Origin of the sequence: Streptomyces sp. NPDC002467 (assembly GCF_042889825.1) — a bacterium.
GTDB lineage: Bacteria > Actinomycetota > Actinomycetes > Streptomycetales > Streptomycetaceae > Streptomyces.
On sequence record NZ_JBIARJ010000010.1, the window covers coordinates 52451 to 78093 of the forward strand.

General features: G+C 72.3%; 21 protein-coding genes. 4 read left to right on the forward strand and 17 right to left on the reverse strand.

Features of this window, described 5'->3' with window-relative positions; genetic code table 11:
- Positions 1–32: 32 nt before the first annotated feature.
- The 8 genes from ACFYYJ_RS21430 to ACFYYJ_RS21465 all read right to left on the reverse strand — a co-directional run bounded on the left by ACFYYJ_RS21430 (position 33) and on the right by ACFYYJ_RS21465 (position 10686).
- Positions 33–1496 carry a hypothetical protein gene (locus ACFYYJ_RS21430; RefSeq protein WP_389134507.1) on the reverse strand — a complete coding sequence of 488 codons (1464 nt, stop codon included), beginning with the start codon at positions 1494–1496 and terminating at the stop codon, positions 33–35.
- Positions 1497–1549: 53 nt separating this feature from the next.
- Positions 1550–2959: a lysine N(6)-hydroxylase/L-ornithine N(5)-oxygenase family protein gene (locus tag ACFYYJ_RS21435; protein ID WP_389134509.1), complete on the reverse strand. Its 1410-nt coding sequence runs from the start codon at positions 2957–2959 to the stop codon at positions 1550–1552.
- On the reverse strand, positions 2956–4365 hold the full coding sequence (locus tag ACFYYJ_RS21440; protein ID WP_389134512.1) for a pyridoxal phosphate-dependent decarboxylase family protein: 1410 nt from the start codon (positions 4363–4365) through the stop codon (positions 2956–2958). Before ACFYYJ_RS21440 ends, ACFYYJ_RS21435 begins: the two co-directional genes overlap by 4 nt.
- Positions 4366–4697: 332 nt before the next feature.
- Complete coding sequence (gene pepN / locus ACFYYJ_RS21445; RefSeq protein ID WP_389134515.1) at positions 4698–7238, reverse strand: aminopeptidase N; 2541 nt, start codon at positions 7236–7238, stop codon at positions 4698–4700.
- Between the two features lie 106 nt (positions 7239–7344).
- On the reverse strand, positions 7345–7662 hold the full coding sequence (locus ACFYYJ_RS21450; RefSeq protein WP_384746536.1) for a chorismate mutase: 318 nt from the start codon (positions 7660–7662) through the stop codon (positions 7345–7347).
- Between the two features lie 76 nt (positions 7663–7738).
- Positions 7739–8905 carry a sensor histidine kinase gene (locus tag ACFYYJ_RS21455; RefSeq protein ID WP_385358218.1) on the reverse strand — a complete coding sequence of 389 codons (1167 nt, stop codon included), beginning with the start codon at positions 8903–8905 and terminating at the stop codon, positions 7739–7741.
- 178 nt (positions 8906–9083) lie between these two features.
- Complete coding sequence (locus tag ACFYYJ_RS21460) at positions 9084–9737, reverse strand: response regulator (protein WP_385358220.1); 654 nt, start codon at positions 9735–9737, stop codon at positions 9084–9086.
- 175 nt (positions 9738–9912) lie between these two features.
- On the reverse strand, positions 9913–10686 hold the full coding sequence (locus tag ACFYYJ_RS21465; protein ID WP_389134520.1) for a serine protease: 774 nt from the start codon (positions 10684–10686) through the stop codon (positions 9913–9915).
- A 152-nt stretch (positions 10687–10838) separates the two neighbouring features.
- On the opposite strand from ACFYYJ_RS21465, the gene ACFYYJ_RS21470 reads away from it, so the two are divergent.
- On the forward strand, positions 10839–11747 hold the full coding sequence (locus ACFYYJ_RS21470; protein ID WP_389134523.1) for a hypothetical protein: 909 nt from the start codon (positions 10839–10841) through the stop codon (positions 11745–11747).
- 59 nt (positions 11748–11806) lie between these two features.
- On the opposite strand, the gene ACFYYJ_RS21475 is transcribed toward ACFYYJ_RS21470, so the two are convergent.
- Positions 11807–13276 (reverse strand): hypothetical protein, encoded by a 1470-nt coding sequence (locus ACFYYJ_RS21475; protein WP_385358225.1) that lies wholly within the window; start codon positions 13274–13276, stop codon positions 11807–11809.
- Between the two features lie 344 nt (positions 13277–13620).
- Here ACFYYJ_RS21475 and ACFYYJ_RS21480 point away from each other — a divergent pair, with 344 nt between their 5' ends.
- Together ACFYYJ_RS21480 and ACFYYJ_RS21485 are read left to right on the forward strand one after the other, a co-directional pair.
- Positions 13621–15975, forward strand: a complete 2355-nt coding sequence (locus tag ACFYYJ_RS21480) for a helix-turn-helix domain-containing protein (protein WP_389134526.1) — start codon at positions 13621–13623, stop codon at positions 15973–15975.
- A 68-nt stretch (positions 15976–16043) separates the two neighbouring features.
- Complete coding sequence (locus ACFYYJ_RS21485; RefSeq protein WP_385358230.1) at positions 16044–16700, forward strand: HAD family acid phosphatase; 657 nt, start codon at positions 16044–16046, stop codon at positions 16698–16700.
- Between the two features lie 77 nt (positions 16701–16777).
- On the opposite strand, the gene ACFYYJ_RS21490 is transcribed toward ACFYYJ_RS21485, so the two are convergent.
- From ACFYYJ_RS21490 to hsaA, 5 genes are read right to left on the reverse strand one after another with little or no spacing between them, the layout of a single operon-like run.
- Positions 16778–18469 carry an FAD-dependent oxidoreductase gene (locus ACFYYJ_RS21490; RefSeq protein WP_389134529.1) on the reverse strand — a complete coding sequence of 564 codons (1692 nt, stop codon included), beginning with the start codon at positions 18467–18469 and terminating at the stop codon, positions 16778–16780.
- Positions 18466–18969 (reverse strand): flavin reductase family protein, encoded by a 504-nt coding sequence (locus ACFYYJ_RS21495; RefSeq protein WP_385128912.1) that lies wholly within the window; start codon positions 18967–18969, stop codon positions 18466–18468. Before ACFYYJ_RS21495 ends, ACFYYJ_RS21490 begins: the two co-directional genes overlap by 4 nt.
- Positions 18957–19850 carry a VOC family protein gene (locus tag ACFYYJ_RS21500; protein ID WP_389134532.1) on the reverse strand — a complete coding sequence of 298 codons (894 nt, stop codon included), beginning with the start codon at positions 19848–19850 and terminating at the stop codon, positions 18957–18959. Before ACFYYJ_RS21500 ends, ACFYYJ_RS21495 begins: the two co-directional genes overlap by 13 nt.
- A 10-nt stretch (positions 19851–19860) precedes the next feature.
- Positions 19861–20709, reverse strand: coding sequence for a 4,5:9,10-diseco-3-hydroxy-5,9,17-trioxoandrosta-1(10),2-diene-4-oate hydrolase (gene hsaD / locus ACFYYJ_RS21505; protein ID WP_389134535.1), 849 nt, complete (start codon positions 20707–20709; stop codon positions 19861–19863).
- Entirely contained in the window at positions 20709–21878 is a 1170-nt protein-coding gene (gene hsaA, locus ACFYYJ_RS21510; RefSeq protein ID WP_389134538.1) for a 3-hydroxy-9,10-secoandrosta-1,3,5(10)-triene-9,17-dione monooxygenase oxygenase subunit, read from the reverse strand. The genes hsaD and hsaA overlap by 1 nt, the downstream gene beginning before the upstream one ends.
- A 240-nt stretch (positions 21879–22118) precedes the next feature.
- Between hsaA and ACFYYJ_RS21515 the strand changes: the two genes are divergently transcribed.
- The gene (locus ACFYYJ_RS21515) at positions 22119–22988 is read left to right on the forward strand and encodes an IclR family transcriptional regulator (RefSeq protein WP_389134542.1); all 870 of its coding nucleotides are present in this window, start codon (positions 22119–22121) and stop codon (positions 22986–22988) included.
- Between the two features lie 84 nt (positions 22989–23072).
- On the opposite strand, the gene ACFYYJ_RS21520 is transcribed toward ACFYYJ_RS21515, so the two are convergent.
- From ACFYYJ_RS21520 to ACFYYJ_RS21530, 3 genes are read right to left on the reverse strand one after another with little or no spacing between them, the layout of a single operon-like run.
- Positions 23073–24104, reverse strand: a complete 1032-nt coding sequence (locus ACFYYJ_RS21520; protein WP_385128918.1) for a 2Fe-2S iron-sulfur cluster-binding protein — start codon at positions 24102–24104, stop codon at positions 23073–23075.
- Positions 24094–24327 (reverse strand): hypothetical protein, encoded by a 234-nt coding sequence (locus ACFYYJ_RS21525; protein WP_385128919.1) that lies wholly within the window; start codon positions 24325–24327, stop codon positions 24094–24096. The genes ACFYYJ_RS21520 and ACFYYJ_RS21525 overlap by 11 nt, the downstream gene beginning before the upstream one ends.
- Complete coding sequence (locus ACFYYJ_RS21530) at positions 24327–25466, reverse strand: Rieske 2Fe-2S domain-containing protein (protein ID WP_385128920.1); 1140 nt, start codon at positions 25464–25466, stop codon at positions 24327–24329. Before ACFYYJ_RS21530 ends, ACFYYJ_RS21525 begins: the two co-directional genes overlap by 1 nt.
- Between the last annotated feature and the right edge of the window lie 177 nt (positions 25467–25643).

Sequence of the window (25643 nt, forward strand, 5' to 3'; positions counted from 1 at the left end):
TCCGCTGTGGCGGGCTCCGGCCCCGTCCGGTTTCAGCCGGTGGTGTGGACGAGGTGGGCGGGGACGGCGGCGTCGAGGGCGGTGATGAGGCGTTCGCCGTGTGCGACCTGGTGGGGGTGGAGGTGCATCTGGCAGCCGCAGCCGGTGAGGACCATGCGGCCGGGGCCTTCGTGGCGTACGAGGGCTATCTCGTCGAAGCGGATGTCGTGTTCGTCGCGGTGGGCGTCGCGGATGACGATGCCCCAGGGGGTGAGGACGTACTCGCCCCGGTGGCTGCGGCGGGTGACGGCGCGGCGCAGCGGGTTCATGCGGAAGCGGGTGCCGGGGGTCGGGGGGTGCTGTCCGTGGATGCGCCAACAGTCGGAGTTGGGCAGGGGTGAGCCGTTCGGGGTCCGCACGTGGAGTTGGGTCTGGTGGGGGACGACGAGGACGGAGTCGGGGAGGGCGTGCTCCAGGTAGGTGCGTACGTCTTGGGGGGTGACGGCGGCGTGGCTTGTGAAGAGGGTGTCGTCGTCGAGGTAGGGGATGGCGAAGTGTTCGGCGAGGACGGCTCGTTCGAAGGGGCGTCTGCTGCCCCAGAGGGGTCCGGCTTCGGAGCGGATGGCGTCGGTGAGGGCGTCGAGTTCGGCTTGTGCGGGGCCTTTGCGGGTGAGTCTGAGGGTTTCCTGCCAGAGCGTCACGGCGGCTTCGCGGGCCCTGCCGGGGCGGGGGTGGATCACGAGGACGCGGTCGAGGGTGTCCTGGTCGCGGAGGAACCAGTGGGCGCCGGTGTCGGCGGTGCAGTGCACGGCGCGTTCGACGCGTTTGCGCAGGACGAGTTGGGCCATGGTGGCGGCGGCGTCGGAGGCGTCGCAGGTCAGCAGGAGGGAGACGGTGTCGAGGGGCCGGCGCTGCCAGGTTCCGGATGCGTGGGCGCGGGTGCGGGGGGTGGTTCGCTCGGGTGGCGGGCCGTCGGGCAGGGGCAGGGCGAGTCCCGGGGGCGGGGGGCCGTCGAGGGCCAGGACGGCGTTGCCGCGGGTGAAGCGGGCGGCGGCGTGGGCGCGGACCGTTTCGGGGGTGAGGGTCGCGTACGAGCCGGGGTGCTCGTAGGTGATCAGGCCGGCGGCGTGGGGGCCGTAGCGGGCGGGCAGGGCGGCGGCCGGGTGCTGGACGGCGCTTGGGGCGGTGAAGGCGGCGAGGGCGCCGGTGACGTGTTCGGTGTGGTGCAGCGGGAGGTCGGAGAGGGTGCGGCAGATGGTGAGCAGGAAGCCGGTGACGTCCTCGGGGGTGCCCTTGGCGGTGAACTCGATGACGTCGTCGCGGAGGCTGCTGCTGTGGGCGTGCGGTCGGTTGCCGGCCTCGGACATGACGAGGCCTTCGATGACGCGGGTGACGCCGAGGGTGGGGGCGGTCTCGTCGCGGACGCCGGTGCCGAAGGAGAGCTGTGCGGTGAGGGGACCGGGGGTGGGGGCGGGTGTCCACAGGACGGTGACCCCGTCGGCACTGGTTCGCTGCATGACGGCGACCCTAGTGCCGGGCGGTCGGCGGGTCGGGGGTCAGGGGTCAGGGGTCAGGGGTGGTCGACCAGGGGGAGGAGTTCGACGGTGGGGCGGGGGCGGGTGTGTTCGCGTTGTTCGAGGCCGAAGGTGGTGAAGGCGGTGCGGGTGGGCTGGGGGTAGGGCTCCTTGCCGGTGAGGGTGTTGAGGATGGCGGCGCTGCGCCAGGCGGCGAGGCCGAGGTCGGGGGCGCCGACGCCGTGGGTGTGGCGTTCGCCGTTCTGCACGAAGATGCTGCCGGTGACGCTGGGGTCGAGGACCATGCGGTGGCGGTCGTCGATGCGGGGGCGGCCGGAGGAGTCCTTGCGCATGTACGGGTCGAGGCCTGCGAGGAGCGCGGTGGTGGGGCGTTCCCGGTAGCCGGTGGCGAGGACGACGGCGTCGGTGGTGAGGCGTGAGCGGCTGCCCTGTTCGATGTGTTCGAGGTGGAGTTCGACCTTGGTGGTGGCGACGCGGCCGGCGGTGCGGACGCTGACTCCGGGGGTGAGGACGGCGTCGGGCCAGCCTCCGTGGAGGGTGCGGCGGTAGAGCTCTTCGTGGATGGCGGCGATGGTGGCGGCGTCGATGCCCTTGTGGAGTTGCCATTGGGCGGGGACGAGGCGGTCGCGTACGGGTTCGGGGAGGGCGTGGAAGTAGCGGGTGTAGTCGGGCGTGAAGTGTTCGAGGCCGAGCTTGGAGTACTCCATGGGGGCGAAGGCGGGGGTGCGGGCGAGCCAGGTGAGGCGTTCGCGGCCGGTGGGGCGGGCGCGGAGGAGGTCGAGGAAGACTTCGGCGCCGGACTGGCCGGATCCGATGACGGTGACGTGGTCGGCGCCGAGGATGCGTTGGCGGTTGTCGAGGTAGTCGGCGCTGTGGATGACGGGGACGGTGGGGGCGTCGACGAGGGGGCGCAGGGGTTCGGGGACGTAGGGGGCGGTGCCGATGCCGAGGGCGAGGTTGCGGGTGTGGGTGCGGCCGAGTGCCTCGGCTTCGCCGTCGGCGTCGAGTTGGGTGAAGTCGACTTCGAAGAGGTCGTGTTCGGGGTTCCAGCGGACGGCGTCGACCTGGTGGCCGAAGTGGAGTCCGGGGATGCGTTCGGCGACCCAGCGGCAGTAGGCGTCGTATTCGGCGCGTTGGATGTGGAACTGCTCGGCGAAGTAGAAGGGGAAGAGACGTTCCTTGTGCTTGAGGTAGCTGAGGAAGGTCCAGGGGCTGGTGGGGTCGGCGAGGGTGACGAGGTCGGCGAGGAAGGGGACTTGGAGGGTGGCTCCGTCGATGAGGAGTCCGGGGTGCCAGCGGAAGTCGCGGCGCTGGTCGTAGAAGACGGTGGAGAGTTCGCCTGCTCCTTGGTGCGGGAGGCCGTGGGCGAGGGCGGCGAGGGACAGGTTGAAGGGTCCGATGCCGATTCCGACGAGGTCGTGGGGTGCATCGAGCTGGGCGGTCATCGGTGGGTGCTGCCTTCCAGGAGGGTGATGAGGGTGTCCAGGTCCCTCGCCGTGGTGTGGGGGTTGAGCAGGGTCGCTTTGAGCCAGAGGCGGCCGCCCGTGTGGGTGCGCCCGAGGACGGCGCGGCCTTCGTGGAGGAGGGTGCGGCGCAGTGCGGCGACGTCGTCGTCGGTGGCGTGGGCGGGCCGGAAGAGGACGGTGCTGATGGTGGGGGGTGCGTGGAGTTCGAAGCCGGGGTGGGCGTCGAGGCGTTCGGCGAGCTGGTGGGCGAGTTCGCAGGTGTGGTCGATGAGGTCCACGAGGCCGTCGCGGCCCAGGGCGCGCAGGGTGGTGGCGATCTTGAGGGCGTCGGGGCGGCGGGTGGTGCGCAGGGAGCGGCCGAGGAGGTCGGGGAGGCCGGCTTCGGTGTCGTCGGTGGCGTTGAGGTAGTCGGCCTGGTGGGCGAGGGGGGCGAGCAGGGCGGTGTCGGGGACGAGGAGGAGTCCTGCGGCGACGGGCTGCCAGCCGAGTTTGTGGAGGTCGACGGTGAGGGAGTGGGCGCGGCCGATTCCGGCGAGTTTGTGGCGGTGGCGGGGGCTGAGGGCGAGTGGTCCGCCGTAGGCGGCGTCGATGTGGAGGTCGGCGCCGTGCCGGTCGCAGAGGTCGGCGATGCGGTGGAGGGGGTCGATGAGTCCGGCGTCGGTGGTGCCGGCGGTGGCGGTGACGAGGGTGGGGCCGGTGGTGGCGGCGAGGGCCTCGGCGAGGCGGTCGGGGTCGAGGGTGCCGGTGGGGGTGGGGATGGCGACGGTGGGTGGGAGGCCGAGGAGCCAGGCGGCGCGGGGGACGGAGTGGTGGGCGTTGGCGCCGTGCAGGACGGTGAGGGCGGGGCCGTGGCGTTCGCGGGCGAGGAGGAGTCCGAGCTGGTTGGCTTCGGTGCCGCCGGTGGTGACGAGGGCGTCGGCGTGGGGGGTGTCGTAGAACTCGGCGGCGAGGGTGCGGGTGAGGAGTGCCTCGATCGCGGAGGCGGCGGGGGCCTGGTCCCAGGAGTCGAGGGAGGGGTTGAGGGCGGAGGCGGCGAGGTCGGCGGCGGCCGCGACGGCGAGGGGCGGGCAGTGCAGGTGGGCTGCGCAGAGGGGGTCCGCGGGGTCGGCGGCGCCGGCGGTGAGGGTGTGGACGAGGGTGGCCAGGGCTTCGTGGGGGCCGGTGCCCTTGTCGGGCAGCAGGTCGCGTGCCTTTCCCAGGGCGGCTTCGACGCGGGCGGTGACGGTGTCGGGGCCGCCGGGTGGGAGGGGGCCGCCGCGGTCCCGGGCGCCGGTGTGGAGGGCGGCGAGGACGGTGTCGAGGAGGGGGCGCAGTGACTCGGCTCCGGTGGCTCCGCCGGCGAGCGGTGGGGTTCCGGGTCGTCGTGCGGGCGGCGGCGCGGTCATGTCGGTGTCCTCACGGGGGCGGAACGGGGCGGCGGCTGGGGCCGGCCCTTCGTGGGGGCACGTGGCGCGGGCGGTGCCGCGGTGGCGGCGGGTGCCCGGTGGGTACAACGATCAGACCCGAATGGGGTAACCCTGCCGGGGTTTTTCCGGGTTTTGTTCGTGTTCGGGGGCAGCTGCGGGGAGCTGCTGCCAGCCCCGGACCCCGTCCTCAAACGCCGGACCTGGCGGACGGCAGCAGCCAAATCCAGCCTCGCCGGCGTTTGAGGCGCGGGGTCTGGGGCGGAGCCCCAGTACGCGGCGCGGGGCGGGTCCGGCTTGCGGCCCCGCGGGGGTCAGGCGCCGCGGACTCGGAGGGCGCGGGCGAGGTCGTCCAGTTGGTCGATCAGTTTGCGGCGGAGGAGGGGGAGGATGCCCGGGTCCGCCAGGCAGGTGTGGCCGGCTTCGAGGTTGGCTTCGTCGATGGCGTAGACGGGGAACGCCCAGCGGCCGGCGGCTTCGGCGATGGCGGGGCCGCGGCGGGTGCCGAGGGCCACGGCCTCGGGGTAGAAGCGGGGGACGTAGTCCCGTACGAGGTCGGTCTGTTCGGGCTGCCAGAAGCCTTGGGCGGTGGCGCTGAAGAGGTAGTTGGACAGGGTGTCGTCGTGGAAGAGGCGCTGCCAGGCGGCGGCCTTCGCCTCGGGGGTGGGCAGGGCGGCGCGGCAGCGGGCGGCGCCTTCCTGGCCGGTGGCGCTGGGGTCGGAGGCCAGCGCGGCGTCGATGGCGGATTCGTCGACGGCGCCGAGTACGCAGAGCCGGGCGAGGATGCGCCAGCGCAGCTCGGGGTCGAGTTCGGGGCCGCCGGGGACGGTGTCGTCGGCGAGCCAGGCGGCGATGGTGTCGGGCTGGGTGGCGCTGTCGACGAGGGCGCGTACGGCGGTCAGCCGCAGGCCCGGGGCGGAGCCGTCCTCGGTGCGGCGCAGCAGGTCGCGGGCGATGGTCGTGAGGGTGTTGAGGGCCGCGGTGCGCTGTTCGGTCGGGAGGTAGCGGACGGCGATCTGGGTGCGGGCGAAGGTGAGGACGCCCTGGACGATGGCGAGGTCGTGTTCCTCGGGCAGGTGTGCTTCGGCGGTGGTGAGGTAGGCCTGCGGGTCGAGTTCGCCGTCGCGGACCATGTCGCGCAGGGAGTTCCAGACGACGGCGCGGGTGAGGGGGCCGGGGATGCCGGAGAGGCCGCGCAGGACGGTTTCGACGGAGGTTTCGTCGAGGCGGACCTTGGCGTAGGTGAGGTCGTCGTCGTTGACGACGAGGAGTGCGGGGCGTGGGCCGCTGACGGAGAGGACCTCGTCGGAGGGGACGTCGAGGTGGAGGAGTTCGGTGCGGTCGAGGAGGCGGCCGTCTGCGGGGTCGCGGTCGTAGACGCCGACGGCGACGTGGTGGGGGCGGGTTCCGTCGCGGTCGATGGTGAGGGTCCAGCCGGTGGGGGCGCCGGTGCCGCCGGGGTCTTCCTCGATCTGGGGGGTGAGGGTGTCGATGCCGGTGGTGCGGAGCCAGATGTCGGCCCAGGCGTGGACGTCGCGTTCGGTGTGGGCGGCGAGGGAGTCGACGAAGTCGGCGAGGGAGGCGTTGGCGAACTTGTGGCGGGTGAAGTGGGTGTTGATGCCGGCGAGGAAGTCCTTCTCGCCGAGCCAGGCGACGAGTTGGCGCAGGGCGGAGGCGCCCTTGGCGTAGGAGATGCCGTCGAAGTTGAGGAGGGCGGAGGCGGTGTCGGGGACGTCGTCGGGGGTGGGGGCGACGGGGTGGGTGGAGGGGCGCTGGTCGGCGTCGTAGCCCCAGGGCTTGCGGGTGACGCCGAATTCGGTCCAGGTGTCGGTGAAGCGGGTCGCTTCGGTGAGGGTCTGGTAGCCCATGTATTCGGCGAAGGACTCGTTGAGCCAGATGTCGTCGAACCAGGCGAGGGTGACGAGGTCGCCGAACCACATGTGGGCCATCTCGTGGGCGATGACCATGGCGCGGGACTGGCGTTCGGTGTCGGTGACGGCGGAGCGGTAGATGAACTCGTCGCGGAAGGTGACGAGTCCGGGGTTCTCCATGGCTCCGGCGTTGAACTCGGGTACGAAGGCCTGGTCGTAGGAGTCGAAGGGGTAGGGCTCGGTGAACTTCTCCTGGTAGCGGTCGTAGCAGGCCGTGGTGACGGAGAGGATCTCGTCGGCGTCGGCGTCGAGGTGGGGGGCGAGGGACTTGCGGCAGTGGATGCCGAAGGGCAGTCCGGCGTGCCGGGTGTGGACGCTGTGCCAGGGGCCGGCGGCGACGGCGGCGAGGTAGGTGGAGATGAGGGGGGTGGGGGCGGAGTGCCAGGTGGCGGCGGCTTCCGTTCCGGTGTCGCTGTCGTCGCCTTCGGTGGTGCGGGTGGTGATTCCGTTGGCGAGGACCGTCCAGTGGGCGGGGGCGGTGACGGTGAACTCGAAGACGGCCTTGAGGTCGGGCTGGTCGAAGGCCGGGAAGACGCGTTGGACGTCGTCCATGAACATCTGGCTGTAGACGTAGGTCTCGCCGTCGGCGGGGTCGGTGAAGCGGTGGAGGCCTTCGCCGGTGCGGGAGTAGCGCATGCGGGTGTCGATGCGCAGTTCGTGGGGGCCTTCGGTGAGGCCGTCGAGGGGGAGCCGGTTGTCCTGGAGTGCGGTGACGGGGAGGGGTTCGCCGTCCAGGAGGGCGGATTTCAGGGTTTCCGGCTTGAGCTCGACGAAGGTGTCGCCCGCGGTGCGTGCGGTGAAGCGGATGTGGACGATGGAGTCGAAGGTTTCGTCGCCGACGGTGAGGTCGAGGGCGACGGCGTAGTGGTGGACGTCGAGGAGCCGGGCTCGGAGTTGCGCTTCGTTGCGCGTCAGTGCGGACATGGGGCCCATGCTGCCGCAGTGGGCAGTCGGACCCCAGTCAGCTGCTCGGAAGGCTCTGGCGGCGTCTCGTGGCGTCTGGCGGCGTCTGGCTGCGTTTGCTGTTCGGTTACGCCTCGTCTTCGCCCGCGGCGATGGTCTCGTGGTGGCGGATGACCTCGGCGATGATGAAGTTGAGGAGCTTCTCGGCGAAGGCCGGGTCCAGTTTGGCGTTCTCGGCGAGCTGGCGCAGGCGGGCGATCTGGGCGGATTCACGGCCCGGGTCGGCCGGGGGCAGCTGGTGGCGGGCCTTGAGGTGGCCGACCTGCTGGGTGCACTTGAAACGCTCGGCGAGCATGTGGACCACGGCCGCGTCGATGTTGTCGATGCTGTCCCGCAGGCGGGCGAGTTCGGCGGCGACGCTCTCGTCGATGGCACTGTTGTTCATGGTCCCCGAGAATACGTGCCGGGGGCGGCCCCGGCCCCGGGCAGCCGGGTTGTGAGACGCCGCCGTGATCTTGGTGTCACAGCGGCAGGAGTGCGGTGACGCTCCAGCCGCCTTCGGGGGTGGGGCCGGCGGTGAGGGTGCCGCCGAGGGCTTGGGCGCGTTCGGCCATTCCGGCGAGTCCGTAGCCCCCGCCACGGGCGTTTTCGGACAGTTTGGCGGGGTGGCCGCCGTCGTCGGCGATCCGTACTTCCAGGCCGCCGGGGACGGTGCGCAGGCCGACGCGGACGGCGGTGGCGGTGGCGGCGTGCTTGCCGGTGTTGGTGAGTGCCTCCAGGACGATGCGGTGGGCGGTGGCGGCGACGTGGCCGGGGATGCGGCCCTCCAGGCCCTCCTCGATGTAGAGGGTGACGGGCGGGCCGGTGGCGGAGAACCGTTCGGTGAGTGCGCGGATGTCGGTGAGTCCGGCGACGGGGCTGGTGGTGGCGGTGGTGGTCGTGCCCGCGCGGGGGGTGTCGTTCTCGCGGAGGACTTTGACGACGCGGCGCATGGAGCCGAGGGCTTCGTCGCCGGCGGTCTCGATGCGGCCGAAGATCTCGGCGGCGCGTTCGGCGGAGACGTTGGTGAAGCGGGCGGCCCGGGCCTCGACGACGATGCCGGTGACGTGGTGGGCGACGAGGTCGTGGAGCTCGCGGGCGAGCTCCAGGCGTTCGGCGGTGCGGACGGCCTGTAGGTCGCGCAGGCGCTGGACGGACTGGAGGCGCAGGAGGAGCGAGTACGAGCTGATGACGACGGTCAGGACGGAGAAGAGGAGGGTGAAGCGGCCGGGGTCGGTGTCCCGTACGGGTACGGCCATGCAGCCGAGGCCGAGGAGGGGGCCGAGGACGGCGGCGGTGCGGGCGGGGGCGCGGCGCAGGACCTGGGAGAGGAGGACGAGGAGGGCGAGGGCCTCGCCGCCGCCCCAGACGACGAGGGGGTGGTTGCCGAACATCAGGGCGAGGGTGGCGGTCCAGGTGACGGCGGCGGCGAACCAGGCGCGGGTGAGGAGGGGGATGCGGGGCCAGGGCGCGGCGCTGAGGCAGACGAGGATGCCGGACACCCAGACGGTGGCGTGCGGGAGGCTGGGCTGGCGGGCGAGGACGACGCCCTCGAAGGTGACGAGGGCGAGGAGGACGAGGGAGAGGGTGAGGCGGGTCAGGCCGGCGGCCTGGGGGTTGCGGCGGGCCCATCCGCTGAGCGGGCTCATGCGGGGGCTTCCGGGGCTCGGCCCCGTGCCGTGCGCCCGGGGCTCCGGCGGGGCTGGATGTGGCTCCGGCCGGTGGTCTGGCTCGCGTCAAGGATCGGGGCTCCGCCCCGATCCCCGCTCCTCAAGCGCCGGAGGGGCTGATTTTTGCCGGGCGGGGGCTGGTTTTCGTGCGGCGGTGTCATGGGGTGGTGGTGGCCAGGCCGGATTCCCAGGCCCAGGCGGCGATTTCGACTCGGTTGCGGGCGTCGAGTTTGGCCTGGACGTTGGCGAGGTGGGTCTTGACCGTGGAGAGGGAGACGTAGAGCTCGCCGGCGATCTCGGCGTTGGTCAGGCCGCGGGCGAGGCAGCGTACGACCTCGCGTTCCCGTTCGGTGAGGGGTTCGGCGGGGCGGCGGGCCTGGTTGGCGGGGGTGCGGGGGGCCATTTCCCGTAGGAGGCGGACGGTGATGGCGGGTGAGACGAGGGAGTCGCCGACGGCTGCCGCGCGGACCGCTTCAACCAGCATGGCCGGGCTCGCGTCTTTCAGGAGGAAGCCGGATGCTCCGCCGTGGAGCGCCGCGTGGACGTATTCGTCGAGGTCGAAGGTGGTGACGATGACGATGCGTGGCCGGTCGCGGCCGGAGAGGCGCCGGGTGACTTCGAGGCCGTCGAGTTTCGGCATGCGGATGTCGAGGAGGAGGACGTCCGGCCGGTGTTCCTCGACGGCTGCGAGGGCGGCCTCGCCGTCGACGACGTCGGCGAGGACCTCGATGTCGGGCTGGCTTTCGAGGATCATCCGGAATCCGGTCCTGACCATCTCCTGGTCGTCCGCGATGACCACTCTGATCGCCATGAGCTGCCTGCCCCACTGTCGCTGTCGCCCGCTGCCGATGGATCCGATGGATCCTTCCCATGGGAACGGGGGCGGTGGCGGGGCGCAAGCGGGGCTTCGTCCTTCCGGCCGAAGGGGAACGGGCCGGAAGGACGAGGACCGGTCGCCGGAGGACCGGTCGCCGGAGGACCGGCCGCTAGAGGGTGGCCGCCGCGGCCTTGATGGCGGACGCGAAGGTGGAGACCTCGGTGTAGACACCGGGGTAGCCCGCGCGGGCGCAGCCCTCGCCCCAGCTGACGATGCCGACCTGGATCCAGGCGTTGTTGTTGTCGCGGCGGAACATGGGGCCGCCGGAGTCGCCCTGGCAGGTGTCGACGCCGCCCTGGTCGAAGCCGGCGCAGATCTCCTCGGCGGGGACGAGGGAGCTGCCGTACGCGGCCTGGCAGGAGGCGTCGGAGACGAAGGGGACGGTGGCCTTCATGAGGTAGCGCTGCTGGCCGCCGCCTTCGCGGGTGGCGCCCCAGCCGGCGACGGTGAAGGTGCCGTTGTCGAAGGCCTTCGTCTCGGCGATCTTGAGGGTGGGCTGGTTGATGGGCTTGGCGAGCTTGATGAGGGCCCAGTCCTTGCCCTGGCCGTCGTAGCCGGGGGCCTGGAGGACCTTGGTGGACTTGACCTTGACGGCGCTGCCGCTCTGGAGGTCGACGACGCCGGCGGTGGCGGTGATGGAGGTGTTGTTGCCGGATCCGTTCACGCAGTGGGCGGCGGTGAGGACGATCTGCTGGGTGTAGAGGGCGCCGCCGCAGCCCATGGAGAGGCGGACCATGAAGGGGAATTCGCCCTGGGCGGCGCGGGTGCCGCCGACGACGGGGGTCGGGGAGGCGGTGGCGGTGCCGGGCTGGAGGCTGACGGCGGCGAGGGCGACCGCGCCGGCGGCGAGGGTGCGCTTGAGGAATCGCGCAAGGGTGGTCATTGTCAACACACTGCCTTTCGTGGGGGGTTGGGCGGTGCGGGCCATCAAAGGGATGACGGGGTCATGACACACCCGTCGCACGGCGGGCATCAAGAAGGGCTTTTCGGCCAACCGGGGGCGGCGGCCGGAGGGCTTGCGGCGGAGGGTGCCCGATGACGCACGACCGGAGGCCGGACAGCCCGGTCGAGCACGGATTTCCGCACCTGCCCGTGGTGCGCGCCTCGATCGCCGCGCTGTTCCGGCGACTGTCGGCCGACGGGATCCGCGCCTACGCGACGAGCTTCTCCCCCGCCGACGCGGCCTTCGACGCCTCCGAGGACCTGTACCTCGGCTCGCAGCGGGTGGCCTCGGCGATGGTGCGCGCGCTGCGGCTGCCGGACGCGCGCGTGGTGGTGGGCTTCCGGCCGATGCGGGACGCGGCGACGGTGGAACTGGCGGCCGGTCCGGAGTACTTCGTCGAGGTCAACGACCGGTTCCGCACGCATCGGCGGGACTTGGCGGCGGCGCTCTCCCACGAGGTGGCGCACGTACTGCTGCACCGGCTGGGCCTGCGCTTCGCGGACACCGCGGAGAACGAGATCCTGACCGACACCGCCGCCGCCTACCTCGGGGCCGGCTGGTTGCTGCTGGACGCCTACCGCGAGGACGCGTTGACGTGGCAGCGGTTCGGCTACCTCACGCCGGAGGAGTTCGGGTTCGTCCTGGCCAAGCGGGCGGCCCTGTTCGGCGAGGACCCGTCGTCGTGGTTCACCAGCCCGCAGGCGTACGAGGCGTACGTGCGCGGCCGCGCCGTGGCCGAGCGGGACCGCCGGCGGGCTCCCCTGTGCGCGGCGGGACCGGTGTCCCGGCTGCGCTACGCCAGGGACCGCCGCGCCGCAGGGACTTCGACACCGAGCGCGGGTACGGGTACGGCGTACCGCTTCGAGGGGGCGGAGGACGGCGGCGGGTTGCGGGTGAGCTTCCCGTGCCCGGTGTGCGAGCAGCGGGTGAGGGTGCCGGTGCGGGGGCGGCTCCGGGCGCGGTGCGGGCTGTGCCGCACGGTGCTGGACTGCGACACCTGAGCCGCTTGGGTACGACGGGAGCCCGGCCGATCGATCGGCCGGGCTCGTGTCGGGTTCCGTCAGCGGGTCGGACAGACGTCCTGGGTCACCTTGCCGGACTTGCCGCCGTTCGTCGCGGGGTCCAGGGTCAGGCACTTGCCGGTCCACCGGTTGATGAAGTACGTGGCGCGCCGCCCGCCGTACTGCTCCGCCGGCATGATCTCCCAGAGCTGGTTGTCCGAGGCCCACCGGCTCTCGCACGGCCACCAGAACAGTTGCATGCCGTTGCCGGGCGGTACGCCGAGGTTCCACGGGACGGTGAGGCAGTAGCCGTTGCCCGCCTTGATCCAGTAGTAGTTCTGGCTGTCGTAGGGAGGCAGGGTGCCCGTCCACTGCTGGCTGCTGGGCGCCGGGCTCGCGCAGGCCCGCTGCGTCACCACGCCACCCGAGCCGTCGGGGAAGTCATCGCCCCGCACCATGCAGCGGTTCGGCGCAGTGGTCTCGTAGGTCTGCCCGATGAACTGCTTGTTCGGGGTGACGGTCCACAGCGCCGGGTGCGGCGGGAAGACGTGGGCGTTGCGGTTGAGTTCGTTGACCACGGACAGCGGGTTGACGCCGCTGGTGTTGCTCTGCTCGTAGAAGTTCACCGCGACGTAGTTCGGGTTGCGGCCCGCGGCGGGACGGCAGTCCTTGTCGATGCGCTTCTTCAGGGCCGAGCCGTTGTCGCCCGGCGCCTTGAACTCGGGGTTCGCCGCACTCGAGTCGAACTGGTTCATGGTGAAGAGCGGCGTCAGCGCCGTGCCCGGCATGGGGTTCTGCCCCACCGGGTTGCTGTTGCGCGACGCGCACCCGTGCGGCCAGTCGTCGTCGTAGTCGTAGAGCGTCTCCACCGTGCGCTTCCAGGTGTACATGAGGCGCCCGTATTCCTTGCTCCCGTCGCCGGACTTGACCGCGACGTCGTCCCCCCACCTGTCCTGGAACACCACCAGGCGGCGGTTGTCGGAGACCATGTCGCGCAGCCGCGGCCAGTTGCGGTTGTCGATGTCGTACTGGTTGGGCGAGAACAGCAGGTTCTTCGCGTTCTTGGCCTCCAGCACGTCGCTGACCGCGTCGGTGAGCGAGGCTCGGCTGGCGTAGTTCTCCAGGAAGACCGTGACCACTTCATCCGGGTGGGACTTGAGGAAGTCCACCACCCTGCCGAGCCCGCTGCGGAAGTTCTCGAAGCAGACGAACTGGGAGTGGCACAGCATCACGTCGACGTTGCCCTCCTGGTCGTAGGCGATGTCGTAGGTGTCGAGCATCAGCCCGCGCACGCCGTCGTCGAGCTGGCGGGAGATGTTGCGCGACTGGTTGCGCGGCGGCACCGCCCCAGAGTCCGCGTAGGAGTTGTGGGTGGTCAGCGACGACCACTGGTCGAGGCGGGCGTCTCCGTACTTGCTGCCGGACGCGGCCACCGCGGGCGTCGGGGTGGGCAGCATCGTGGCCAGGAAGAGCAGCGAAAGGACGGGTAGGCACAGCCTTCGCAGTACGCGGAAGCCTCTTGCAAGCATGTCGTTCCCCAGGGTCAAGACGGTCGTTGGAACCGGAGCGGGCGTGCGGCACCGGTTGCCGGACGGCGGTGTGGGCGGCGCGGGGCGGCGTGATGCCCGGCGGACCGGCCGCCGACCGTCCGTGTCGAGTCGGGCCGACACGGCGGATACGGGGCCGGGGACCACGCGGTTGCGTCGGCGGAAGCCGAACGGCTACGGCCACGCCCGCCGGTGCCCAGCCAACCCGGCCGGACGGGGATCGGACCACGAACTTCCACCGGCAGAAGTAGATGTAACGTCTTGGCATACTTCTGCCGGTAGCGCCCGCCGACTCGGGGGGCCATGCCGACCAGGGGATTCGAGCCATGAGCAACGAGGGGTTCGCCGCGCGCCTGCACGCTCTGCGAACGGGTGCAGGGCTCAGTCAGGAGGAACTGGCGCAGGCCGCGGGGTTGAGCGTGCGGGCCCTTTCGGACCTGGAACGCGGACGCTCCCGGGGGCCGCAGCGTCGCACCGTCCAAGCCCTGGCCACCGCCCTGGACCTGGACGACGCGGCCGCCGCCGAACTGGAGCACGCCGCCGGCCTCGGCCGGACCCGCCCCCGCTCCGGAGCCGGGTCCGCCACCCGGCCGGAGCCACGGGCCGTTCCGCACCACGCCCTCGAACTGCCGCGAGATCTCGGCGACTTCACCGCCCGCGGCGTCGCCCTGGACCGGTTGCGCGCCCTGGTCGGACACCTCGACCCCGCTCACCCACCCGTTGCCGTGGTCAGCGGACAGCCCGGCCTGGGCAAGACCGCCTTCGCCGTCCACGCCGCCCACACCCTCGCCCCCCACTTCCCGCACGGCCAGTACGCCATCGACCTGCGCGGCATGGACCCCCGCCCCACCCCGCCGCGCGACGCGCTCGCCCGGCTCCTGCGGGCCCTCGGCACCGCCGACAGCGCCGTCCCCACCACCACCGAGGACCGCAGCGGCCTCCTGCGCTCCCTGCTGCGCGACCGCCGGATCCTCCTCCTCCTGGACAACGCCGCCGACGAGGACCAAGTCCGCCCCCTGCTGCCCGGCCACAGCCCCAGCCTCACCCTCATCACCAGCCGCAACACCCTGGCCGGCCTCGAAGCAGTCCACCGCCCCGAACTCACGCTGCTGCGCCGCGAGGAGGCCGTCGAACTCCTCACCCGCGTCATCGGCCCCGAACGGGTACACCGCGAGAGCCAGGCCGCCCGCGACCTCGCCGACCTGTGCGGCCACCTCCCCCTCGCCGTCCGCATCGCCGCACAACGCCTCGCCGCCCGCCCCGGCGAACACCTCGGCAAACTCGCAACCCAGCTCGCCGAAGACACCACACGCCTGGACGCCCTGCGAGCCGGCTCACTGCAGGTCCGCGCCGCATTCGCCCTGTCCTATCGGCAACTGCCCCCGCCCGCCCGCACCGTCTTCCGCCGCGCCTCGCTCACCGCCGGCCCCGACTTCAGCCCTCAGAGCGCCGCCCTCCTGGCAGGACTGCCACTGCGCCAAGCCGCCGCATGCGCACAGGACCTCACCGACGCCGGACTGCTCCAGTCCCACCCCACCGCCGACCGCTACCGCTTCCACGACCTGCTCCGCCTCTTCGCCGCCGAACAACTCGCCGAAGAGGACGGGCCCGCGCACACCACCGCCGCCCAGAACCGGGCCGACCTCTGGACACTGCACCGCGCGAAGGCCGCAGCCCGGCTCTTCGACACCGCACCCCACCCCGACACCGACCCCACCCCCGACCCCGATCCCGCCACCGCACCCGCCGACCACGAACAGGCACGGGTCTGGCTGGAGGCCGAGAAGGCCCAGTGGCTCGCCGCCCTGGGCCGCGCCCAAGCCCGCGGCCTGCACCAACAGGTCATCGACACCGCCGAGGCGATGCACTGGTTCTCCGACCGCACCCCGCATTGGGAAGCCTGGGCACAGGTCTTCCAGTGGGCCGTCGACTCCGCCCGCGCCCTGGGCAGCAAACGCGACGAGGCCGTCCACCTCAACTACCTGGCCTGGGCGTACAACATGGGTCTCCACGACCACACCGCCGCCCTGACCAGCGCACAGGCCGCCCTGGCCGCGGCGCGTGAAAGCGGCGACCGGCTCCAGGCCGGCTGGGCCCTGGGCTACGCCGCCGGCGCCCTCCACCGGCTCGGGCGAACCGGCGAATCCATCATCCGGCTCCAAGAAGCCGCCGACCACCTCAGCGGGCAGACCGACCCGGAGAGCCGCCTCGCCGAACTCACCGTCCTCAACACCCTCGGCCAGCACCTGCGCCAGACCGGCCGCGCCGAGGAAGCCCTGGCCATCCACCGGCGCAGCGAAGCCATCTGCCAAGCCGGCGTCGCCGGAAAGCCGCGGGAACTGATCGGCCTCTACCTCGCCGTAACCCGCCAGCACATCGGCAACGACCTCGCCGCCCTCCACCGATGGGACGAAGCGGAACACCCCCTGAGCTACGCCCTCACTCACTTCCAGGCAGCGCAGATGCCCGCCTGGAGCGAACCGGCCCGCCTCGACCTCGGCATCGTCCTGCGCCACCTCACGCGCCACCACGACGCCCGCGCGGCCCTGACCGCCGCACACGACTCGCTCGTCCGGCTCAACAACCCCCGCGCGTCCGAAGCCGCCGACCACCTCCGCCAACTCGACCGGACGTCCGCGGGTTCACCGGTCGGCCACGAAAAGTTTCCTACCGACCAGTAGACATGGGGCGGGATCCGGTCAAGGCTGGGCGCGTACATGCCAATGCGTGATCGAGGAGCGTCCCCCACATGCGCAGCACCCGTACCGCCGCCACCACCGCCGCCCTGGCCGCGGCCGCGGCCGTCATGACCCTGGTTCCGGCCGGCGCCGCCCAGGCCGCACCGGCGCCCGCCGCAGTGACGAGCCGTACCGCGTCCGCGCCCGGCGGGAACGCGGCGATCCTCGGCATCGACTACGCCACCTGGCAGCGCGACGTCGCGGACGTCATCGACGCGGTCCGTCCGGCGATCGAGCAGCGCATCGCGGCCTCCCCGGCCGGCGAGAAGCCCGCGATCGTCCTCGACATCGACAACAGCTCGCTGGAGACGGACTTCCACTGGTTCTGGACGTTCCCGACCCCGGCGATCGCCAAGGTCCGCGAGCTGACCCGGTACGCGAACGACCGCGGGGTGGCCATCTTCTTCGTCACCGCCCGCCCGGGGATCGTCTACTCCCTCACCGAGCGCAACCTGCGGGCCGTCGGCTACCCCGTCTCGGGGCTCTACGTCCGTGACCTGCCCGACCTGTTCGGCGAGGTCAGCGCCTACAAGACGGGCAAGCGCGCGGAGATCGAGGCCCGCGGCTACACGATCATCGCCAACATCGGCAACAACACGAGCGACCTCGTCGGCGGGCACGCCGAACTGACCGTCAAGCTCCCGGACTACGGCGGCAAGCTCTCCTAGTCCTGCCGACCGTCCTGCCGCCCGTCCTGCCGCCGGTCCCGTCGCCGGTCCCGCCGCCGTGCCCGGCCCGCTCCACGTCAGCGGGTCGGGTCCGGCCGCTCCCCCGCGATGGCGTTGACCGCCGCCCAGCCGAACGCCATGGCGGGCCCGATCGTCGCGCCCGGCCCGGGGTAGGTCTCGCCCATCACCGCCGCCGAGCAGTTCCCGGAGGCGTACAGGCCCGCGATGGCGGTGCCGTCCTCGCGCAGCACCCGGCCGTCGCCGTCGGTGACCAGGCCGCCCTTGGTGCCGATGTCCCCGGGGTGGACGGGGACCGCGTAGAAGGGGCCCTTGTCGATCGGCGTCAGGTTGGGGTTCGGCAGGGTCGGGTCGCCGTAGTAGCGGTCGTAGACACTGTCCCCGCGCCCGAAGTCCTCGTCGACGCCCCGCTCGGCGAAGCCGTTGAAGCGGCGGATCGCGGCGGGCAGCCCGGGCGCCGAGATCTGCCGGGCCAGCTCCTCCACGGTGTCGGCCCGCTTCAGGAAGCCGCTCTCCGACCACTTCTTGGGGAAGGGTTGGCCGGGGAAGAGGCCGGCGAAGATGTACCGGGCCTTGGAGCGGGCGTCGAGGACCAGCCAGGAGGGCACGGTCCTGGCCTCCGGGCGGTCGGCGGCGTACATCCGGTCGACGAACGCGTGGTACGGCGCGGCCTCGTTCGCGTACCGCTCCCCCGCCTCGTTGACGATGACCATCCCCGGGATGCCCCGGTCGGCGACGAGGAAGAACGGCTTCTCGCCGGGCGGGCACACCGAGGGCGCGCCCCACACCTTGTCGAGCAGGTCGGTGGCGGCGCCGAGTTCCTCGCCGAGCCGCAGGGCGTCGCCGGTCTGGCCCTCGGAGGCGTGCGTCCAGGCCGTGGAGGTGGGTTGCGGCAGGTGCTTGTCGCGCAGCTGCTGGTCGTGGGAGAAGCCGCCGGAGGCGAGCACCACCCCGCCCCGGGCCCGTACGGTGACCTCGCGCCCGTCGCGGGTGACCCGTACGCCCGCCACCCGGCCGGCAGCGTCGGTGACCAGGCCGGTCAGCGGCGCCGACAGCCACAGGTCGCCGCCGAGCCGGTGCAGCGACAGCCGCATCCGGGCGACGAGCGCCTCGCCGAGGGAGAGCAGGCTGCGGCCGGTGACCAGGGCCTTCACGGCGCGCGCCCCGACCTTGAGGGACACCTTCTTGCCGGCCCACGTGCGGCTGACCATGTTGAGGAAGCGGAAGTCGTACGAGGTCATGGTCAGCCCGTACGTGGGCAGGCCGGCCCGGCGCATGTCGTGCCGGAGCGCGCCCAGCTGCTTGAAGTCGACGATGCACGGTTCGATGGAGCGGCCCTGCGCCATGCCGCCCTGGGCCTCGGGGAAGTAGTCCGAGTAGCCGGGGGTGTACATGAATCGGATCGCGGTGCGGTCGTGGAACTCCTCGACCATGCGCGGCCCGTGGGCGAGGTAGGCCTCCTTGCGGGCGGCGGGGACCCGGTCGCCGACGGTGGCGTCGAGGTAGGCGCGGGCCTTGTCGTGGGTGTCGGCGAGGCCGGCCCGGTCGAGGTGGAAGTTGCCGGGGACCCAGATCGCGCCGCCGGACAGGGCGGTGGAGCCGCCGTACTTGTCGGTCTTCTCGACGACGAGGGCGCTGAGGCCGCGCAGCCGGGCGGTGACGGCGGCGGCGAGGCCGGCCGCGCCGGATCCCACCACGACCACGTCGTACTCGTACGCGCGCTCGGGCTCGTACTCGGTCTGGTCGGTCATTCGAAGGCTCCGGTGGCGTAGTCGCTGCGGAAGTAGAGCAGGGGTGATCCGCCTTCGCGGGCGGCCAGTTCGAGGATCCGGGCGGTGACCAGCCAGTGGTCGCCGGCTTCGTGGACCTCTTCGAGGGCGCAGTCGACGGTGGCGAGCGCCCCGGTGATCCGGACGGCCCCGTGCTCGGACAGCTCCCATGCGACTCCGTCGAACTTCTCGCCGCCGCGCCGGCCGAGGGCCTGGCAGACCTCGCGCTGTTCCTCGGCGAGGATGCTGACGCCGAACCGGCCGGCGGCCCGTACGGCGGGCCAGCTGGAGGAGGACTTGCCCACGCACAGCAGGACGAGGGGCGGGTCCAGGGAGAGGGAGGCGAAGGACTGGCAGGCCAGGCCCGCCGGGCGGCCGTCGTCCCCGACGGCAGCGACGACGGTGATCCCGGAGGCGAAGGTGCCGAGGACCTCGCGGAAGGAGGCCGGGTCGACGGGGGTGGTCGCGGTCAGCCGTTCCACTGGTGGCCCCAGAAGCTGTCGGCGGTGATCTCCTTCGCCGTCCAGGTGGCGGGGTCGACGATCAGCCCGTCCCAGCCGTATTCGACCTGGAAGCCGCCGGGGGCCTGGGCGTAGAAGGAGACCATGTGGTCGTTGGAGTGCCGGCCGAGCGTGGAGGCGATGGGGATGCCGGCCGCGTTCATGCGGTCCAGGCAGTAGCCGACGTCGTCGAGGCGCTCCAGTTCGACCATGAAGTGGACGATGCCGGGGGGCAGCGCGCCGGGGTAGAGGCCGAGGCTGTGGTGGCGGCGGTTGGGGCTGAGGAAGTGCATCCAGTGGAAGTCCTTGCCGGGGGCGCCGGTGGGGACGGCGACCGGGGGCAGCTTCATGGAGTCGCGCAGCTGGAAGCCGAGGAGGTTCTCGTAGAAGTCCAGGGTGGTCTCGGTGTCGGGGGCGGGCAGGACGACGTGGCCGAGGCCGAGTTCGCCGGTGACGAAGCGGTTGCCGTACGGGGAGGCGAGCGGGGTGTGGTCCTGTGCCTGGCCCCAGTAGAGCTCCAGCGCGTTGCCGCTGGGGTCCTCGCAGTGGACGAGGCCCTGGACGCGGCGGTCGGCGAGGGTGGTGGCGTCGCCGGGCTTGACGGCGTATCCGGCGGCCTCCAGTTCGGCGGCGGCCTCGGCGAGCGCCTTGGCGTTCGCGAGTTCGAAGCCGGCGGCGAGGAGGCGGTCCTGGGCGCCGGCGACGAACTGGAAGCGGTGGATGCGGTCGTCGATGCGGACGTTGAGCTGCGCGTCCGTGGAGCCCTGGGCCTCGGTCATGCCGAGGACGTCGAGGACGTAGCCGCGCCAGGCGGCGAGGTCGGCGGTCTCGATGCGGAGGTATCCGAGTGCGCGGATGTCCATGTGCGGGCTCCTAGTGTGCGAAGAAGTCGGTGGCGAGGCGGTTGAACTCGGCGGCGGCCTCGGTCTGCGCCCAGTGGCCGCAGTGCGGGAAGACGTGGAGGCGGGCGTCGGGGATGGCCTTGAGGGCGACGAAGGCGCCGTCGATCGGGTTGACGCGGTCCTCGCGGCCCCAGGTCAGGAGCACGGGGCAGGTGATGCGGTGGGCCTCGCGCCACAACTGCGTTTCCTGGGGCCACTTGGCGAAGGCGGCGCCCATCCGGGCGTTGCCGAGGGCGGCCTCGGGGTCGGTGGCCTGGGTGTAGCGCTCCTCGACGAGTTCGTCGGTGACGATCGCCGGGTCGTACACGAGGGTGGTGAGGAAGGCGCGCATCTGCGCGCGGGTGGGTTCGGCGCTGCCGGAGAACTCGAAGAGCCGCTTGATGCCTTCGGTCGGGTCGGCGGAGAAGAGGTTGAGGGAGATCCCGCCGGGCCCCATGAGCAGGAGCTTGTCGACCTTGCGGGGGTGATCGAGGGCCATGCGGGTGGCGGTGCCGCCGCCGAGCGAGTTGCCGATGAAGTGGGCCTTCTCGATGCCCAGTTCGTCCATGAGGGCGGCGATGGCGTCGGCGGCGAAGCTGAAGAAGTCCTTGTCGGGCTCGGGCTTGTCGGACTTCCCGAAGCAGGGCTGGTCGACGAGGAGGGTGCGGAAGTCCTCGGCGAAGTGGGGCAGGTTGCGGCCGAAGTTGGACCAGGCGGAGGCGCCGGGGCCGCCGCCGTGCAGGAGGATCAGGACCGGGCCGGACCGGGGGCCCGCCTCGTGGTAGTGGAGGGTCAGGCCGCCGGCCTTGGCGGTGCGCGAGGTGCTCTCGTAAGTGATCATCAGAGCATCGTGTCCTGGATGTCGAGGCCGAGGGCGCCCTGGCCGAAGAGGACGAGGGCCCGCTCGGGGTCGTTGGCGGCGTGGCCGCGCCCGGTGTGGGCGTCGCGCCAGGCCCGCTGGACCGGGTTCGGGCCGGTGCGCATGGCGCTGCCGCCCGCGTTCTCCATGAGGAGGTCGACGGCGGCGACGCAGCGTTCGGTGGCCAGGACCTGGTCGCGGCGGGCGCGGGTGCGCAGCTCCATCGGCAGTTCCTCGCCGCGCTCTGCGAGGGCGTACAGCTCGGAGACGTTGCGCCGCAGCTGGAGCCAGGAGGCGTCGATGTCGCTCGCGGCGCGGGCGATGCGGACCTGCGCGAAGGGGTCCTCGGCGACCTGCTGGCCGTAGGAGACGCGGAACCGCTCGCGGGTGGCGGCGACGTACGCCTCGTACGCGCCTTCGGCGATGCCGACGATCGGGGTGGAGATGGTGGTCGTGAAGACCGAGGCGTACGGGAGCCGGTAGAGCGGCTCGGGGTTGGCGGCGTGGCCGGGGACCTTCAGCGCGGTGACGGGGCCGAAGCTGAGCGCGCGGTGTTCGGGGACGAACACCTGGTCCAGGGTGATGTCGTTGGAGCCGGAGCCGCGCAGGCCAACGGTGTCCCAGACCTCGTCGATGCGGTACTGGGAGCGCGGTACGAGGAAGGTGCGCATGTCCACGGGCCGGCCGTCGGCGTCGGTGACGAGCCCGCCGAGGAGGGCCCAGTCTGCGTGGTCGCAGCCGGAGGAGAAGTGCCAGCGGCCGCTGACGGTGAAGCCTCCGTCGACGGGGGTGACCTTGCCGGTGGGGGCGTAGGAGGAGCAGATGCGGGTGTCGGGGTCGGCGCCCCAGACCTCTTCCTGGGCGCGCGGGTCGTAGAGGGCGACGTGCCAGGGGTGGACGCCGACGACGGAGGCGACCCAGCCGGTGGAGCCGCAGGCCTTGGCTATCTCCTTGACCGCGTCGTAGAAGACGGCGGGGTTCGCGGCCCAGCCGCCGTGGGCGCGGGGCTGGAGGAGGCGGAAGAAGCCGGTGTCGGCGAGTTCCTTGATGCTCGCCTCGGGGACCTTGCGCTGGGCCTCCGCTTCGGCGGCGCGTTCGCGCAGGGCCGGGGCGAGGGCGCGGACTGCGTCGAGGACGTCTTCGTCGCTCATGGTGTCCCTTTCTCAAGGTCGACAGCGTCGACGGCTTCGAGGTGCGGTGAACGTACGCCCGGGGGTCGGGGGCGCGGAACGGACGGTTCCCGGTGAGTGGGAAGCCGGTTCCGGCACCCCGCGCGGATACCGATCTGGCTACTCGAAGTATTACTGAATGAAATACATCGCTCCGGGTGCTTCCCTCCGCCCGGGGGCCCGTGGCAGGGTCGGCCCAACGCCTCACGCAGGGGGTTTCTCGTGCTCGACCAGGTCATGGAGACCGAGCTCGCACCGCTGTCGCTGCTGGAGAAGGCCGCGAGGGTGCTGGGCGCCTTCGAAGGCCCGCAGCCGCGGCTCTCGCTCACCGAGGTCGTCCGCCGCTCCGGGCTCCCACGCTCCTCCGCCCACCGGATCCTCGACCAACTGGTGCGGCTGCGCTGGCTGGACCGCGAGGGCCGCGACTACCGGATGGGCATGCGCATGCTGGAGCTCGGCGCGCTCGCCTCCCACCACAACCGGCTGCGCCGGGCCGCCCTCCCGCTGCTGCACGCGTTGCACGAGCAGACCGGGCAGGTGGTGCACCTGTCGGTGCTGGACGGGGCCGAGGTGGTCTGCCTGGAGCGGATCGGCGGCTCCGAGGCCATGGCCGTGCCCTCCCGGGTCGGCGGCCGGATGCCCGCGTACTGCACCGCCGCCGGGAAGGCGATCCTGGCCTTCAGCGACCCGACGGAGCTGGAGAACGTCCTCGGGCACGGGCTGCGGCCGCGTACGCCCCGGACCCTGATCCGGCCCCTCGCGCTGCGCGCCGAGCTGGCCGCGACGCGTGAGCGCGGGGTGGCGTACGACCGGGAGGAGAGCTTCCGCGGCATTTCCTGCGTGGCGGTGCCGCTGCGGGGCGCGGGGCGCGCGGTGGCCGCCGTCTCGGTCTCGACCGGCCGCGGGGAGCGCGAGCTGGCCCGGCTGGCGCCGGCGGTGAGCGCCTGCGCGCGGGCGGTGTGGCGGGAGCTGTACGGGCCCGGGCGGGCGGGGCGGGCGGCCGCGGGACCGCGGCCGGAGGCGGAGCCGGCCGTCTCGGCGCAGGCGATGGACAACATGATGGGCTGGTTGCGGTTCAGCGAGTGGATGTAGCGGGTAGTCATATCCCATCGCACGAAAAAGGACCCGGACCCGACCCCTCGCCAGGGGGCCGGGCCCGTTCCTTTTCCGGGCCCTTCACGTCTCGTAGGTGACCCGGACCCGGTCGCCCTCCGGCAGGGCCTGGCAGGCCAGGACGTAGCCCTCGGCCAGGTCCTCCTCGTCCAGGACCTCGTTGCGGGCCATGGTGACCTTCCCCTCGACGACCCGGCAGCAGCAGGCGCTGCACGCCCCTTCCCGGCACGAGTACGGCGCGGGGACGCCCGCGGCGAGCAGCGCGTCGAGCAGTACGGTCCCCTCGGGCCAGGGCACGGTGTGCGTGGTGCCGTCGAGCTCCGCCTCGGCGGTGGCGGCGCCCTCCCCCGCGTCCGGGGCCTGCGGCCGCGGACCGAAGACGTCGCCGCTCAGCGAGAAGTACCGCTCCCGGTGTATCGCGCGGGGGAGCGCGCCGGCGGCGCGCAGCGCGCTCTCGGCGGCGTCCATCAGCGGGCCGGGCCCGCACAGGTAGGCGTCGCGGTCGGCGTACGGGGCCACGAGCGGTCCGAGCCGGACGGCGGTCGGCAGTCCCTGGAGGCTCTCCAGCCAGTGGATGACGGTCAGCCTGCCGGGGTGCGCCTCGGCCATCCCCCACAGCTCGTCGCGGAAGATCACCGACTCGGGGTCCCGGTTGGCGTACACCAGGGTGATCCGGGCCCCGCCGGTGGCGAGCGCCGATTTGGCGAGGGAGAGGACCGGGGTGATCCCGCTGCCGCCGGCGAGCAGCAGCAGGTCCCGGTCCAGGCCGCCGGGGCCGGGGGTGAAGGTACCGGCGGGCGGCAGGACCTCCAGTTCGTCCCCGGCGGCGACCTCCTGGCAGATCCAGCCGGAGCCGAGCCCGCCGGGGACCCGCTTGGCGGTGATCCGCATCGGCTCGCCGGTGTGCGGGGAGCTGGCCAGCGAGTAGCAGCGGGCCGCGCCGCCGGGTATCCGTACGGTGAGGAACTGGCCGGGGGCGTAGGGCAGGTCGCAGTCCAGTACCAGGGACACCGCGTCCGCGGTCTCCCGCACCCGCTCGCGCACCCGGACCCGCACGGGGCCGCCGGCTCCCGGCGGGGCTTCGTCATCGGACATCGGCGGGCACCTCCAGACGGCCCTCGCGGACGGCCGCTTCGATGCTCGCGCGCAGCGCCGTACAGGAGCGGACGCGGGCGCTGAGTTCGCCCGCGGCCACCCGGGCGGCGATGCGGGGGCAGGTGGCGGCGGCCTCGTCGGTCCACTGGACCTGGGTGTGCGCGGGGCTGAACTTCTCGCACAGCACGGCGGTGCCGCACTCCCCGCACGTGACGGGGCGCATCAGCCGGCCTCGGCCGCGCGGCGGGCCAGGTTCTCGGCGACCTCGGCCTTCCAGGCGGCGGTGGCGCGGGTGGTGTCGATCTCGAACTCGAAGCGGCGCACCATCTCGTCCTTGACGTCGGCGGCGTCCACGTAGAACTGCTCGTACCAGCGGCGCAGCTGGTAGACCGGACCGTCCTCCTCCGTCAGGAGGGGGTTGTCGATGCGGGTCTTGTTCTTCCAGATCTCGACGTCCTGCTCGAAACCGACCGCGAGGCCCTCGGAGGTGAGGCGGGCGGCGTCGGCGGCCTGTTCGTCGGTCATGCCGGGGAGCTTCTTGACGATCGCCCCGTACATGAGCATGAAGCTGTTCTCGTCGATCGGATAGTGGCAGTTGATCAGGACGGACTCCAGCTCGACTCCCCCGCCGACGTCGCTCCACAGCTTGTCGATCATGTACGAGGGGCCGTGGTAGGAGGCGTCGGAGCGCAGGCCGCCGCCGGTGGAGAGGGTGCCGAGGTCGACGTCCCCGCGCGGGGTGGACTCCATGTACTGGGTGGCGACGTGCCCGTCGAAGACGTTCTTGAAGTAGTGCGGGAAGGCGTAGTGCACGTAGTAGAAGTGCGCCATGTCGACGACGTTGTCGACGATCTCCCGGCAGTTGGAGTTCTCCACGCGCAGGAAGTTCCAGCTCCAGTCGCTCCATTCGGGGCTGCCGACGCCCTCGATCTCGGGGATGGTGACGCCCTCGGGCGGCGGGTTGCCCTCCGGGTCGTTCCAGACGTAGAGCTGGGCGTTGCGCTCCAGGGCGGTCCACGCGCGGGTCTTGGCGCGGGCCGGGACGCGGCGGGCGTACGGGATGGCGGCGCAGCGGCCGTTGCCGGACCAGCGCCAGTCGTGGAAGGGACAGGCGAGGGTGTCGCCCTTGACGGTGCCGTGGGCGAGGTTGCCGCCCATGTGGGGGCAGTGGGCGTTCAGGACGTGCAGTTCGCCGGTGTCCTGGCTCTGGAAGACGACGAGCTTGGTGCCGAACGCCTCGACCTCGTGGGGGGCGCCGTCCTTGAAGGAGGCGGCGAGTCCGAGGCAGTGCCAGCCGCGGGCGAACCGGGTCGGCACGGCGGCCGCCTCTATCACGCGGGGCGCGTCTTCTGTCGAGGTCATGGGGGCTCTCCACTTCATCGGGGTAAGCGGTGGGTTCCGGGGCGGGGGTGGGGGTACGGGCGGGGGGCGTGGTGGGTGGTGGGTGGTCGGCTGGAGCGCCGTTTCGGGGGGGGGGGGGGGGGGCCCCCCGCGCCGGGCGCGCGCCGGGGGGTCGCCGCGCGCCCCGGGGGGGGTGTC

What these genes read in the sequence shown, in the direction of transcription:
- ACFYYJ_RS21430 (WP_389134507.1), bottom strand. Translation starts at nt 1,496, where the DNA reads ATGCAGCGAACCAGTGCCGACGGGGTCACCGTCCTGTGGACACCCGCC.
- ACFYYJ_RS21435 (WP_389134509.1), bottom strand. Translation starts at nt 2,959, where the DNA reads ATGACCGCCCAGCTCGATGCACCCCACGACCTCGTCGGAATCGGCATC.
- ACFYYJ_RS21440 (WP_389134512.1), bottom strand. Translation starts at nt 4,365, where the DNA reads ATGACCGCGCCGCCGCCCGCACGACGACCCGGAACCCCACCGCTCGCC.
- pepN (WP_389134515.1), bottom strand. Translation starts at nt 7,238, where the DNA reads ATGTCCGCACTGACGCGCAACGAAGCGCAACTCCGAGCCCGGCTCCTC.
- ACFYYJ_RS21450 (WP_384746536.1), bottom strand. Translation starts at nt 7,662, where the DNA reads ATGAACAACAGTGCCATCGACGAGAGCGTCGCCGCCGAACTCGCCCGC.
- ACFYYJ_RS21455 (WP_385358218.1), bottom strand. Translation starts at nt 8,905, where the DNA reads ATGAGCCCGCTCAGCGGATGGGCCCGCCGCAACCCCCAGGCCGCCGGC.
- ACFYYJ_RS21460 (WP_385358220.1), bottom strand. Translation starts at nt 9,737, where the DNA reads ATGGCGATCAGAGTGGTCATCGCGGACGACCAGGAGATGGTCAGGACC.
- ACFYYJ_RS21465 (WP_389134520.1), bottom strand. Translation starts at nt 10,686, where the DNA reads ATGACCACCCTTGCGCGATTCCTCAAGCGCACCCTCGCCGCCGGCGCG.
- ACFYYJ_RS21470 (WP_389134523.1), top strand. Translation starts at nt 10,839, where the DNA reads ATGACGCACGACCGGAGGCCGGACAGCCCGGTCGAGCACGGATTTCCG.
- ACFYYJ_RS21475 (WP_385358225.1), bottom strand. Translation starts at nt 13,276, where the DNA reads ATGCTTGCAAGAGGCTTCCGCGTACTGCGAAGGCTGTGCCTACCCGTC.
- ACFYYJ_RS21480 (WP_389134526.1), top strand. Translation starts at nt 13,621, where the DNA reads ATGAGCAACGAGGGGTTCGCCGCGCGCCTGCACGCTCTGCGAACGGGT.
- ACFYYJ_RS21485 (WP_385358230.1), top strand. Translation starts at nt 16,044, where the DNA reads ATGCGCAGCACCCGTACCGCCGCCACCACCGCCGCCCTGGCCGCGGCC.
- ACFYYJ_RS21490 (WP_389134529.1), bottom strand. Translation starts at nt 18,469, where the DNA reads ATGACCGACCAGACCGAGTACGAGCCCGAGCGCGCGTACGAGTACGAC.
- ACFYYJ_RS21500 (WP_389134532.1), bottom strand. Translation starts at nt 19,850, where the DNA reads ATGGACATCCGCGCACTCGGATACCTCCGCATCGAGACCGCCGACCTC.
- hsaD (WP_389134535.1), bottom strand. Translation starts at nt 20,709, where the DNA reads ATGATCACTTACGAGAGCACCTCGCGCACCGCCAAGGCCGGCGGCCTG.
- hsaA (WP_389134538.1), bottom strand. Translation starts at nt 21,878, where the DNA reads ATGAGCGACGAAGACGTCCTCGACGCAGTCCGCGCCCTCGCCCCGGCC.
- ACFYYJ_RS21520 (WP_385128918.1), bottom strand. Translation starts at nt 24,104, where the DNA reads ATGTCCGATGACGAAGCCCCGCCGGGAGCCGGCGGCCCCGTGCGGGTC.
- ACFYYJ_RS21525 (WP_385128919.1), bottom strand. Translation starts at nt 24,327, where the DNA reads ATGCGCCCCGTCACGTGCGGGGAGTGCGGCACCGCCGTGCTGTGCGAG.
- ACFYYJ_RS21530 (WP_385128920.1), bottom strand. Translation starts at nt 25,466, where the DNA reads ATGACCTCGACAGAAGACGCGCCCCGCGTGATAGAGGCGGCCGCCGTG.